The sequence below is a fragment of the Candidatus Omnitrophota bacterium genome, from assembly GCA_028717245.1.
Taxonomy (GTDB): domain Bacteria; phylum Omnitrophota; class Gorgyraeia; order Gygaellales; family Profunditerraquicolaceae; genus JAGUYA01.
Genome location: JAQUOD010000008.1, coordinates 1 through 12,643 on the forward strand (window position 1 = coordinate 1; position 12,643 = coordinate 12,643).

General features: G+C 45.5%; 14 protein-coding genes. All 14 read right to left on the bottom strand.

Going from position 1 to position 12,643, the window contains the following annotated elements; all coding sequences use genetic code 11:
- Nucleotides 1-140: 140 nt before the first annotated feature.
- The 14 genes from PHV44_05530 to PHV44_05595 all read right to left on the bottom strand — a co-directional run bounded on the left by PHV44_05530 (nucleotide 141) and on the right by PHV44_05595 (nucleotide 12,641).
- Nucleotides 141-404 (bottom strand): hypothetical protein, encoded by a 264-nt coding sequence (locus PHV44_05530; GenBank protein MDD5592734.1) that lies wholly within the window; start codon nucleotides 402-404, stop codon nucleotides 141-143.
- A gap of 12 nt (nucleotides 405-416) precedes the next feature.
- Nucleotides 417-1,109: a retropepsin-like aspartic protease gene (locus tag PHV44_05535; protein MDD5592735.1), complete on the bottom strand. Its 693-nt coding sequence runs from the start codon at nucleotides 1,107-1,109 to the stop codon at nucleotides 417-419.
- Nucleotides 1,110-1,116: 7 nt separating this feature from the next.
- Nucleotides 1,117-1,506 carry a thioesterase family protein gene (locus tag PHV44_05540; GenBank protein ID MDD5592736.1) on the bottom strand — a complete coding sequence of 130 codons (390 nt, stop codon included), beginning with the start codon at nucleotides 1,504-1,506 and terminating at the stop codon, nucleotides 1,117-1,119.
- 2 nt (nucleotides 1,507-1,508) lie between these two features.
- A complete protein-coding gene (fusA, locus tag PHV44_05545; GenBank protein ID MDD5592737.1) occupies nucleotides 1,509-3,605 on the bottom strand; it encodes an elongation factor G in 2,097 nt (698 codons plus the stop codon).
- A gap of 1,060 nt (nucleotides 3,606-4,665) precedes the next feature.
- Nucleotides 4,666-6,165 (bottom strand): cation:proton antiporter, encoded by a 1,500-nt coding sequence (locus PHV44_05550; GenBank protein MDD5592738.1) that lies wholly within the window; start codon nucleotides 6,163-6,165, stop codon nucleotides 4,666-4,668.
- Nucleotides 6,150-6,383, bottom strand: a complete 234-nt coding sequence (locus tag PHV44_05555; protein ID MDD5592739.1) for a hypothetical protein — start codon at nucleotides 6,381-6,383, stop codon at nucleotides 6,150-6,152. Before PHV44_05555 ends, PHV44_05550 begins: the two co-directional genes overlap by 16 nt.
- 30 nt (nucleotides 6,384-6,413) lie before the next feature.
- Nucleotides 6,414-6,545, bottom strand: a complete 132-nt coding sequence (locus PHV44_05560) for a hypothetical protein (GenBank protein MDD5592740.1) — start codon at nucleotides 6,543-6,545, stop codon at nucleotides 6,414-6,416.
- A 295-nt stretch (nucleotides 6,546-6,840) separates the two neighbouring features.
- Nucleotides 6,841-7,044, bottom strand: a complete 204-nt coding sequence (locus PHV44_05565) for a cold shock domain-containing protein (GenBank protein ID MDD5592741.1) — start codon at nucleotides 7,042-7,044, stop codon at nucleotides 6,841-6,843.
- 69 nt (nucleotides 7,045-7,113) lie between these two features.
- A complete protein-coding gene (locus PHV44_05570) occupies nucleotides 7,114-7,314 on the bottom strand; it encodes a cold-shock protein (GenBank protein ID MDD5592742.1) in 201 nt (66 codons plus the stop codon).
- Nucleotides 7,315-7,864: 550 nt separating this feature from the next.
- Entirely contained in the window at nucleotides 7,865-9,835 is a 1,971-nt protein-coding gene (locus PHV44_05575; GenBank protein ID MDD5592743.1) for an ABC transporter permease, read from the bottom strand.
- Between the two features lie 26 nt (nucleotides 9,836-9,861).
- On the bottom strand, nucleotides 9,862-10,821 hold the full coding sequence (locus PHV44_05580) for an efflux RND transporter periplasmic adaptor subunit (GenBank protein MDD5592744.1): 960 nt from the start codon (nucleotides 10,819-10,821) through the stop codon (nucleotides 9,862-9,864).
- A complete protein-coding gene (locus tag PHV44_05585; protein MDD5592745.1) occupies nucleotides 10,808-12,085 on the bottom strand; it encodes a TolC family protein in 1,278 nt (425 codons plus the stop codon). Before PHV44_05585 ends, PHV44_05580 begins: the two co-directional genes overlap by 14 nt.
- Nucleotides 12,086-12,088: 3 nt before the next feature.
- A complete protein-coding gene (locus PHV44_05590; protein ID MDD5592746.1) occupies nucleotides 12,089-12,325 on the bottom strand; it encodes an AbrB/MazE/SpoVT family DNA-binding domain-containing protein in 237 nt (78 codons plus the stop codon).
- Nucleotides 12,326-12,425: 100 nt separating this feature from the next.
- A complete protein-coding gene (locus PHV44_05595) occupies nucleotides 12,426-12,641 on the bottom strand; it encodes a helix-turn-helix transcriptional regulator (GenBank protein ID MDD5592747.1) in 216 nt (71 codons plus the stop codon).
- Nucleotides 12,642-12,643 lie beyond the last annotated feature (2 nt).

Here is a 12,643-nt window from a genome sequence, read left to right on the forward strand (position 1 = left end):
CTGCGTAGCCATTATAATGTCCTTTCCTGCCATATGATCCTCCTTTGGAAAGGATCATTATAGCAACTTTGGAACAGGACATTTTTGCTTTGCTAAAAGCGGACATTATTGTATTGCGATTACAGGTAATCAAGGCCAAGCTAACCTATCTTTTGATGGTCTTCCAACACCTCCCCCTTAACGTCTATGGCATCATCGTGCCTTGAAGAATATGAAGCCATCTTACGGGTAATGGCATAACTACTGATTATAAAAAGCAATAACAATACCGCCTCACTGATTAGCCACGGCATTGGTTTTAAAAAAATCCTACCAAAGAAGAGATTAAATACTATCAATGATGGCAGTAAGCATCCGCTTTTACCGAAGAATACGAAAGATTTCACGCGGTTATCCCTAGGCATATCAATCTTCTTTTATGGTTTCTGCAAAACCAGTTTATTTTCTTTTAAATTAATCTCAAATTTAAACAACCTGAGGAATGACATCCCTAATACGCCGTCAAACCCGTTAAATGCATCATCTTTATCAATAATTGCTGCGTCTATATCCCTGGCTATAGCCTCCTCTACGCTCACAATATCGAGTTTAATAAGCTTGGCGGGCACCTCTTTTCCGTCTCCCAGTGTTAATTTGATGTCAGGGGCAACGGCCTTTATATCTATATTTAATTGCTTAGCTATATTGGGGGATAAGACCACAAAGGATGCGCCCGTATCCACGAGTAACCTGGCGTTTACTTTTCTATTAAGCAATGCATTAACAAAAAGATGGTCCCCTTGACGGTTCGCTTCTACCTCGCCGGGGCTGATCATCCCTTCTTCCTGGCGTATTTTTGATTCCTTCTCTTTTTTTAAACGCCGGGCTTCCCAGGATTGCTCTATTGCCTGTTTTTCTTTCTCTGAAGAATGCTCGATCCGCTCAATCTGCCCACGATAAAACTTGACCGAACCAAAATCAATCGAAAGCTCTACGTATTCGTTAGTCTCTTGCGTAATAACGCCTTCCATCTGGCGGCCGTTTTTAAGATAAACCACATCTGCCTGGGCTTGGGGTACTAACTTTAATAAAAAAAGGCTGAATATAAATACCGTTATTAATATCTTCATGATAACCTTATTCCGATAACTTTTTACGCATCTCTTCGGGAATAGCCTGGGGTTTAAGATTCTTATCCACGCAAACCATTATTGTTTTAGCGCAAGAAATAAGCTGGCCGTCCTGATTCTTTATTTCGTATTCGAATTCAAGCTTTACCCGCGAAATATTAGTCAGCCGGGTCTCAATATCAAGCGTATCGCCATAAAAAGCCGGCGATTTATAGTCTATCTCCTGGCGGGCGACCACAAACAATATGCCCTGCCGGGTAAGCTCCTTAACGGATACATCTCTTTCGGCAAAAAACTCAGTGCGCGCCTCCTCCAGGAATTTCAGGTAATTGGCGTAATAAACCACGCCGCCGCAATCAGTATCATGATAATAAATTTTTACCTTGGCATGATGCATCTTCACTTGCCTTTCTCCTTATTCTTTTCCTTGTTCTTCTCCTCGAGTACTTTTGCCGCGATTTCCGCGGGCACCTGCACATATTTATCGAACTGCATCGAACCGCTGGCGCGGCCGCTGCTTAAAGAACGTAAATTCGTGGCATAACCGAACATCTCCGAAAGCGGCGCCTCTGCAGAAATAATTTTCTGGTTACCCTTAGGCTCAATGCCTAAGATTTTACCGCGGCAGGAACAGATATAACCGACGATGCTATTAAAATGCTCCTCGGGAGAAATCACCTCAAGAGACATCGAAGGCTCAAGCAATACCGGAGACCCCTTTATAAAACCGTTTTTAAAACAACCGATAGCTGCAAGCCGAAAAGCAATATCCGAAGAATCTACCTCGTGATATGAACCGTCAATAAGGTCCACCTTAACATCAACTACAGGATAACCCGCGTAAACACCCTTCTGCATGGCTTCGATGACGCCTTTTTCTACTGACGGGATAAAGTTTCTCGGAATAGCCCCGCCCTTAATACTATTTATAAATTCAAAACCTCCTCCGGCAGTATTAGGTGAAATCTCCATCACTACATGCCCATACTGGCCCCTGCCTCCGGACTGCTTAATATGTTTATATTCTTCGTTTGCCGCCTGCGTAATAGTCTCCCGATAAGCAACCTTGGGCTGGCCTACGATTGCCTCCACGCCGAATTCTTCCTTTAACCTGTCCACGATAATCTCAAGGTGGAGTTCGCCCATACCGGTAAGAATAGTCTCTTTGGTCTCATCATCAGTCTCTACTATAAAGGTAGGGTCTTCTTCCGTAAGTTTAGCCAGGCCTTTACCAAGATTATCCTGGTCAGCGCGGCTCTTAGGCACAATGCTTAATGAGACTACCGGCACAGGGAATTGTATTGCCTCCAGCAATACCGGAGCGTCGGGTTCGCAGAGGGTATCTCCGGTAACCGTATAGCTCAAACCGATTACTGCCACAATATCTCCGGCAAAGGCATAATCTATATTATCCCTCTGGTTAGCGTGCATCTGCACCAGCCTGCCGATACGCTCTTTCTTGTTTTTTGTGGCATTAAGCACATAAGAGCCGCTGGCAAGAACCCCGGAATAAACCCGCACATAAACCAGCTTTCCCATATGCGGGTCTGCCTGCACTTTAAAGGCCAGCCCCGCAAAAGGCTCTTTGGAATCCGCCTTCCTGGTAATAACTGTCTCGGCATTATCAGGGTCGTGCCCTTCTACGGGAGGAAGATCAGACGGCGAAGGAAGGTATAAATTCACCGCATCCAGCAGTTTTTGCACGCCTTTGTTTTTAAAAGCTGCCCCGCATAAAACCGGCACCATTTTATTGACGATGGTCCCGCGGCGGATAGCCTGCATCAATTCATCCTGCGTTATGGAATCAGGGGAAGCCAGATATTTTTTCATTAAGTCATCATCGAATGCCGCAGCTTTTTCTACCATGATATGGCGGTAATTTCCTGCTATCTCTTGGTAATCGGCAGGAATATCCTCCACGCGAAAATCTTTGCCTTGCGATTCTTCATCATATATGTAAGCCTTCATATCCAACAGGTCTATGACCCCGCAAAATTTATCTTCAGCTCCGATAGGTATGACTAAAGGTATGACATTACCTCCTAATTCCTTTTCTATATTCTTAATCACGCTGAAGAAATCCGCGCCCACGCGGTCCATCTTATTAATAAAGGCAATTTTCGGCACATTATATTTATCCGACTGGCGCCATACGGTCTCTGATTGCGGCTCAACCCCGCCTACGGCGCAAAAAACCGCTATCGCTCCGTCAAGCACCCTTAATGACCGCTCTACCTCTACGGTAAAGTCAACGTGTCCAGGGGTATCAATAACATTAATCTTGTAATCCTTCCAATAACAGGTAGTCGCTGCCGCAGTAATGGTAATGCCTCTCTCCTGCTCTTGTTTCATCCAATCCATCTGTGCCTTACCGTCATGCACTTCACCTATCTTATGGGATTTACCCGTATAGAATAAAATTCTTTCGGTGAGGGTAGTTTTGCCGGCATCGATGTGCGCCATAATCCCGATATTCCTTACCTTATCTAAACTGATTTTAGGAGAAACATGGGAGACTTCTTTCTTTTCTTTTTCTTGCGGCTCTTTTTCTTGCGGCGGTTCTGCTACGGGTATTTCTACAGGTAGTTGCTCCTGTTGCGGCTGTGATGGCTCTGTTTGCGGTTGTGCCTGTATTTCTTCCGTCGGCTTTACCGGTTCTTCTTCCGGCGTAGCCGGCGCTGCTTCAGGCTGCGCAATGGCCTGCTCCTGGGCAGGCGGCTCTTCTGCCTTTACATGCTGCCTGAGCCCCTCTTCTTGCTCCCTTAATTGGTTCTTTAATTGCAGTATCTCATCCGATAAAACCTTTACCCTCTCTTCCTTATTCTCTAATTGTTTTTCCAGTTCAGTGTATTCCTCGTTTAATTCATTAAAATCTTTCTTAGGGACCCACTCGCTGTGTTCTTTCTCGTCCTTCATTTCCTTAACCGTCTTAGCGAGCGCCTCGGACTTATCCGCATGGTTCTGGACTCTATGCTTTAAGGCTTCGATTTCGTTGGATTTCTCTTTGGTATCCTTTTCCAGCAATTTTATTTTATCGTTTAATTCCTTAACGCTCCTGCTTAAATCTACGTTCTTAGCAAACTCCGCCTCCAGCGCCTTTTCTTTCTCGGAGAATTTCTTCTGGGTCTCTGAATTCTGCTGTTTAATCTTCTGCAGCGCCTCATCGCTCGTCTTGACCCACTGCTCCCGCTTAAGCATTTCGTCTTTTAATTCCTGGCCTTTTTTTCTGGCTGCTTCTAACTCATCTCTAATGCGGTTATAATCTGCCTTGGTTTTTTCCAACTCGCTTTTTAAGGAAGTAACCTGGTTTCCCAGCTCTAAAATTTTCTGTTGTTTAGTAGCAACTTCAGCTTCCTTATTATCTAACGGACCTTTGGGCTCGCTTTTCTTTCCCTTCGGCCTGCTTAGAGGATCACCGTAAATGCTCGTAGCATAAAAAGTCAAGATGATTACGCCTAAGAAAACTGTCCAGAATAATAGCATCATTTTTCTTTTAAATTATTTTATGAAACCTTTGCACAATTATAACAGAAATTTTAAGTTTGCTAAGATATTTTTATTTTCTTAAAATACTATGAGTAGTAAACTTATGCTCCAGCGCATCCCAGATCTGCCGGGCATCGCTTGCTTTTAATATGGCTTTGCGGGTGGCTTCATCCGCCATGGCCTTGGCGATGATGCGCAGTATCTGGACTTGCGCCCAGTCATTTTCTTTGGAGGTGAGGATAAGAAAAACAAAATGCGTGGGCTTTCCGTCCGGGGAGTTCCAGTCTATCCCGATATCTGACCTGCCAAAGGCTACTACCGGCTTGACCAGAGAACCTAAGCGCGCATGAGGAAGGGCAATGCTTTCTTCTATTGCGGTCCCCATGATATTCTCGCGCTGCATTACTGATGAATAAAGCGTTTCTTTGGCGGAGGTATTGCCTTGCTCAGAGACAAGGGCACAGAGTTCATGGATAGCGCCGTTTCTCTCCGTGGCTTTTAATTCCGCGAGTATGGTAGCGCGCGAGAAGAATTCCATTATGCTGATTTCCTTGCGCCTGTTTACTACATATCTAAGCCACGGCCCCAGCGCCACCGAAGAAATAACCCCGCCGCAGACTATAGCTACAAAAACGGATTCAGAAATCAGGCCATGCTGCAGGGCCAGGATACCAATAACAATCTCCATGGAGCCGCCGGGAGTATGCGCAATAGCCACGGGCATGCGGTTTGTCTGGCTTAGGCCGCTGAATATCCCGCCTAACCAAGCCCCCAGGAATTTACCAAAAATACCGATGCCGGTCACAAAAAGCACCAGGAATATATTAAAACTTCCAAAGAAATCTACCTTCAGGCCTATGCCGGTAAAAAATAGCGGGATAAATATGGCATAGACCATCTGCGAGATTACCTGCCTGGTCCTTTCGGGAAGCGCTTTTGCTTCCCCGGCCATGATCCCGGCGATAAAAAAACCGATCAAGGCATTCACGCCTATCTTCTGGAATATAGCGCCAGAGAGGATACCTAAAAGGCAAATGAATGTTAATGAACTCCCCGGTTCAGGTAAATCGTATTTTTTTATTTTAGAGATGACGGAATTCGCAAACTTTCTACCGAAGGTCAAACAGAAGATTATAAATATTACTATCACCGCAAAAACGGCAATGAACCTGTCAACTTCTATATTGACGGAGGTAATAAAATGCAGGATAAAGGTAAAGATTACCCAGCCGATAATTTCATTCACCGACAAGGCGGACATAATCAGAAAACCCAAATCTGTCTTAATCAGGTCTAAGTCATGCAGGGCCCTGACGGCAGTAGGCATGGCGCTGATAGTCATCACTGTAGCCATAAAAATAGAAAAAGCCAGTCTTTGATTAGGATCGGTCAGATAATACGCGGGTAGAAAAAGGCAGGCAATAAAGGCAAGCGTCATAGGGACTATTATATCGGTCAGGGCAATGATTAAGGCCTTGCCCCTATGCCTCCAGGCGCTGGAGAAATCCATCTTCAACCCGGTCTCCAGTAAAAAGAATAAAAGCCCCAGCCAGGTTACTGTCTGCAGCATATTCTCCTGGAGGGGTCCTGCGGGAAGATGGATTGATACAGGTGCGGCAGAAAACGGCCTAAGATTGTCGGCCCTAAGAGTATGCCTACCAGGATCTCCGCGGTAAGCGCCGGCTGTTTCCATCTACGGAAGAGCTCTCCTAAACCTTTAGCCAGCCCTAGAAGGAGGAAAATCTGAATCAGAAAAATAAAAATATTTTCTTCGCTAAAATAATACATCTACCCTCCCCTGCTAGTGAAATTCCGGGGTTACTTGGTAGCCTGGTAGATACCATAAGCAATGCCCGCGCTTACTGCCGCGCCTACCACAGCGCAACCGCAAGTGCCCAGCGTTAACAATACCAGCATCGCCCAGGCAAAGATTAACTTTTTTTTCTTCATTATCTTCCTCCGTAAACAAAAAAAGGCAACTCTCTAATAGAGAGTTGCCTTAAAAACACCGGTCTTTCTTAAGCCCGATCGTCTTTCTCATTTCGCGTTTGTAAATATTATAGCGCGAAATGAGGGATTATTCAACAAAATCTTGAAACCTTCAGTTTATCGTCCTGCACTAATTTATCGCGGTGCAGATGGCAATACTGGGTATGGTTGTAGATACTCAGGATAATCCTGCAAGACGGATACCTGCAGACCCTGCCTTTATGCGAAGTCTTTACTTTTTTGATCGATAAACTCCTTAAGCTACAATGCGCACATTGATAGCGCGCGGGCCCTTTGGAGAGCTTTCTACTTCGAAGGTCACTTCTTTATCCTCGGTTAAATCGGTAAACTGCGCATCCACTATGCTGCTCTGATGGAAGAATAGTTCCCTGCCGTCCGTATCGCTGATAAAACCAAAACCCCTCTCACGGACTAACTTCTTAATTTTGCCTGTGTGCATCTTAACTCCCTCCTTTTATAAAAAATAAGGCCCGCCTCATAAATGTTGCGGGCCGTATTTCTTCTTAGGTTATAACTTGACTACGTTCGTAGCCTGTTCGCCTTTAGGGCCTTTTTCAATCTGAAATTCGACCTGCTGGCCTTCCTCTAAAGATTTGTAACCTTCACCCTGAATCGCGCTATGATGCACGAATACGTCACTGCCCGATTCGGGGGTGATGAATCCATAACCTTTTTGGTTATTGAACCACTTTACTGTTCCTTTTGCCATTACTTACTACCTCCTTTTCCTCGAAATTATAGTAAATTCCCCTTAGAAATCCTTTTTCTACCTTTACTACCCCGATTTCTAACGGGATAAATAATGACAGAAACGAAAAAACCGCAAGGTTAGTCATCCTTCTCCTTGCGGTTATAAGACTTCTAATCTCTTCTTTACTACGAAGCTAAGTATACCACCTTTTTACGCTTTGTCAACATAAATTTAATGTTTGAAATTCGTAGCCATAAGTAGCAGTTTAACGGGTCCTGTCTTGGCTTGTTCTCGCAGCACCGTTTGTTCGCCCCAGCGTGGCTCACTGCACTTCGGTGAAAATTCTCGCTCTGCCCGATTTCATTTTAGCTAGGCAATCGTGCCCGCTCGAATTTTCGAGATGCTGCTCGAATCAAGCCAAGCCACCCGTTAAAGATTAATATGTCAATTCATAAATAAATCTGGCGGCTTTCGAGCTTACATGAGCGTTTAGCGGGTGACGCGGGGGATGCCTCGAGGAAAATTTGACGAGAGGCGCCCCCGCGGCAGGACCCGCTAAAAACTACTTTTATTCATACCGCAAGGCCTCGATAGGATCGAGTTGCGCGGCCTTCTGGGCCGGCCAGAGGCCGAAGACTATACCTATACCTAAAGAAAAGGTAGTGGCCAGTATGATGGAAAATCCTGAGACAACAACCGTCCAACCGGCAAGGAGGTTTATCAGCGTAGATACGCCGCTTCCCAGCAAAATCCCCGCTATCCCCCCGAGAGAGGACATCAACACCGCCTCAATCAGGAATTGCACCATAATATCTTTATTGGTTGCTCCTATGGCCTTGCGCAGGCCGATCTCGCGCGTGCGTTCGCTGACCGAAACCAGCATAATATTCATAATGCCGATGCCGCCCACTAAAAGCGAGATGGCAGCAATCGCCCCTAATAACAATGACATAGTCTTGGTAGTCGCCTCCAGGGTCTTTTTGATATCGCTCATATTGCGTATATCAAAGGAATCTTCCGCCTCTTTTTTGCTCAAGCGGTGCTGCTTAATAATCAACTGGGATACCTCTTCCTGCGCCGCGTCTATAGAATCCGGGCCCTGTGCTTCTATAAAAATAATATCCACATATTCTTTCCCGAATACCCTAAACATGGCTGTAGTAACCGGGATAATTATGGTATCATCCTGGTCTTGGAAGGCGCTTGCCCCCTTACTGGCTAATACGCCGATGACCTTAAAATTGATTAAATTGATTTTGATGGTTTCGCCTATAGGGTTGGCATCGCCGAAGAGCTCGCGCACTACCGTCGTACCCAATACCGCTACTTTACTTCTCATCCTGACTTCTTCTTCATTAAAGAACCTGCCTACTTCCGAAGAATAAGCGCGCATAGCGGCATATTCAACCCCTGCGCCTTGCACCTGGGTATTCCAGTTTTTATCCATATAGACTATCTGGCCCTTGCCGTTTACCAGGGGACTGACGCTTTTTACCGTATCGGTGAGTTTAGCGATATTAACTGCATCCAGCAGGGTAAAACGCGTAAATGTCCCGCTCTCCATCGCCACTCCATGAACCTTGGGAGACCCTGGCCTGACTACCAGAAGGTTAGAGCCCAACGATGCCAGTTGTTTCTCAATCGATTGTTTTGCCCCGGTACCTAAGGCAAGCATGGCAATTACCGCAGCTACACCGATTAAAATACCTAAAATAGATAAAAATGAACGCATTTTATGGGAGACCATGGCGCTGGCTGCCTGGCGTACATAATCAAAAAATTCGGTCTCTCTGGCTTTTCTCTCGTGCTTAGATAAAACAGCGTCAATTACCTGATCTGCCTGGCTATCCTGCTCAGCTACCGGAGAAACCTCTGATTTTTCATCGGAAATAATCCTGCCGTCGCGCATACGGATTATGCGCCTGGCATGGCTGGCTATTTCGTTTTCATGGGTGACTACAATCACTGTCTTACCCTGCTGGTTTAATCCTTTTAAAATAGAAATAATCTCTTCCTTGCTTTTAGAATCTAAATTACCCGTAGGCTCATCCGCAAAAATTACCAGAGGGTCATTGACTAAGGCGCGGGCTATGGCCACGCGCTGCTGCTGGCCTCCGGAGAGTTCATTGGGACGGTGATCTATCCTATCGGCTAAACCGACTTCTGTAATTTTCTCTTTTGCCTTTTCTTTTAAATGGCGCTTACCCGCATAAATCAAAGGAAGTTCTGCGTTTTCTAAGGCAGTCATCCGGGGCAAAAGATGGAATTGCTGAAAGACAAAACCGGCCAGGCGGTTACGTATTGCGGAGAGTTCTTCGTCCGAAAGCGCGTTAATCTTTTTCTTGCCTAAATAATACTCTCCGCCATCTGCCCTGTCCAGTAAACCCAACACATGCATCAGCGTAGATTTACCCGAGCCCGAAGGGCCCATAATGGCTACAAACTCGCCCGCAGAAACCTTTAGAGAAACGCCCTGCAGGGCCTGCACCTTTGCCTCACCCATCTGGTAAGTCTTATAAAGACCCTTTACTTCAATCATGGCTCTTCTTTTTAGAATTTAAACGGTTATCTTCTTCTTCCGAAAGGCGTAAAAGGGCTACTCCCGACATTAGCGGTGGGAAGGACATATTTTTTGCTGGCGATCAATATCTTATCGTCCTTATCCACTCCGGAGATAACCTCTATATTTTTATCGTCAGAAACACCTAAGGTAACGCGGGTCTTTAAGGGCACTTTATTACTCTCCTGTTTTACCAAAACGAAACTCTCTCCTTTTTCCTTACGTAATGCTTCCTGGGGAATAATCAGGATATTTTCTTTGCTCTCTACTATAAAATCCGCGGTCGCGTTCATCCCCGAACGAAAGAAAGGCGGGACTTTTTCTGGGGTAAGGTCAACTTCGTATATGGTCACGTTATTAACGGTCTTAGATTCATAATAGATGTGTTCCACGGCGGCTTTGATTTTTGTATCGGGGTAAGCGTCTAAAGTAATAATTGCCTTCTGCCCCAGTTTAACCCTGCCGATATCCGTCTCATCAACCTGGGCCCGGGTAATCAGATGGTCGGATAAGACAACTACTGCATCAGCAGTAGTTACGGTCTGGCCGGGTTGAGTTGTGGCTACTATTACTTCCCCCTCAATAGGAGATAATAAAGGTATACCCTTATAAACTTCCTTCCAATATTTTAAAGCCTTCTCTCCCTGGCCCCGGGCTGCATCCAAAAGCGCTGCGCGTTCAGTAGAACTCATCCAGGCCAGAATTTGGCCTGTCTTAACCATATCTCCCTCCCGCACTTCAATGCTTTCTACGCGCCCTGGCACAGGCGGCTTTACCTCCAGGCGGTTCTTAGGCAAAACCGTAGCCGTAGTAGAGACAATCACCTCGATTGTGCCGATTGTGGGACTAATCTCTCTAATAATTTCATTTTCCATACTCCTGCCTCGTGTCTTTACCATGATAAAGACGGCGATAATTGATACAATCACAAGGACAAAAATAATTTTTAATTTAATTTTGCGCATATTCTATCGTTTCTCCTTTCGCCAGGATCCAATTTGCCTCAGCGAGCAAGGCATTGGCCTGGGCATTCAAATAACTGAGTTTTGCATTCACCAGATTATCCTGAATAATCGTCCAGTTATCAAAGGAAATAAAGCCTATGGAATATTGTGCCTCGGCGATCTTTGAACGCTCTTCGGTAGCCATTAAGGATTTTTTCTGCACCCCTACATTCTCTATGGTATCCTGTAATGTTGCCCACGTCTCTTCCAAAGTTAAAACAGCGCTGTCTTTTGTGCTCCTTTCATTCGCCCGCAGCTGGTTCAATAAAGCCTCTGCCTGAGAAACCTGCGCCAGCCTTAATCCTCCTTCAAATATAGGCAGGGATAAAGTCAGGCCTAAATTCCACTGGTCATTTTTCGGAGTCCAGCGGGAACCGGTTTTATTTGCTCCGCCTGATCCGGAGAGCGTAGGGGCAAAATCCGCATAGGCAGATTTCAGGCTAAAGCCTGCGGCGTTCTTTTGGGCAATGATTTGTTGTAAAGAAGGATTGTTTTTGGCTAGGGCTTCAAAATCCGGCTTTTCTTTTGCGGCATCCCCTACAATAAAGTCCCCCCTTACCCGCATACCAGTTAATTGCATCCGGCCCATTTCTTTTACTAGTTCTCTCTGGGCGACCTCCACATTTCTTTTAGCCTGAGAAATCTCATACTCTGCCTGCGCTAAATCCGCTTCTGCAGTTAACAACGCCCCCTTATGCTCTAAGCCAGATTGATAGCGTAAAGTAATCAATTCCAGGTCTGCCCTTCTGATATTAAAAATCTCCTGTGTAATTTGCAGCGATTCCTGGGCTTTGAGTAAATTCACAAAAGCGCTCCTTAACCTGAACCTGACCTCGCTTGAGGTAAATCTAAAGCTCTCTTTTGCTGCCGTTATATTTTCTGAAGCTGCCTTTACTTCGTTTATGGTCTTGATCCCGTCAAACAACAGTTGTGTGCCCGTGACTCCATAGCTATAGGTATCGCCAGTCTTGCTGGAAGCGCCGGTATCTGTCCTGGCAGTGGATGCGCTCACGCTGCTGTCTATCTGGGGAAATAGCGCGCTTGCCGTGATTTTCTTCTCCGCCTCGGACTGCTTGACGCTCTCTTTAGCTGCGATTAAATCAGGATGATTTTTCGCTGCCTCTCTAACACAATCCTCCCAGGTGAGCAGTTCCTCGGCCCGGGCCTGATGCAGGGAAAAACCCAAGAACAATAAAATTACAGAAATCTTTATAAATTTACGCATTATTTAATACCCGTTTTTCCTTTTTTTGAACTTTGCCAGCATTTCAGTCATATGGCTTAAGAATTCATTGAATTGGCCTGCAGGCATCAGGCCGATAAAACCTCCGGGCTTGGCGAAAACAAACAGCTTATCGCCGGCCTTGATTCCGAAAACCCCCCGTAACTTAGCCGGTATCACCACCTGCCCCTTCTCTCCTACCGTTACCGCACCGTATACCTTAGGCCCGTCAAACTTAGCCATCTTGCCTCCCCTTCTTTTATGATACAGCCCCTCATTTACCGTAAGTATGATTTGTATGCTTTATATGATAAGTATAACTAATTATGTAATTGTGTCAAGGTCATTTAATTAAGTCATCGACCCCCACAGCCAGCGACCTTGCGACCCTCAATAAAGTTTCTATAGTAGGGTTGGAATTTCTGCCTGATTCTACCTTGACGATAGTATTCAAAGACAGATCAGTAAGCTTAGAAAGCCGGTCTTGCGAAAAACCCTTCTTTAGCCTTAAGGCCCTTATATTCCTGCCGATTGTGCCTTTATTTTGCGTATTCCTCATAG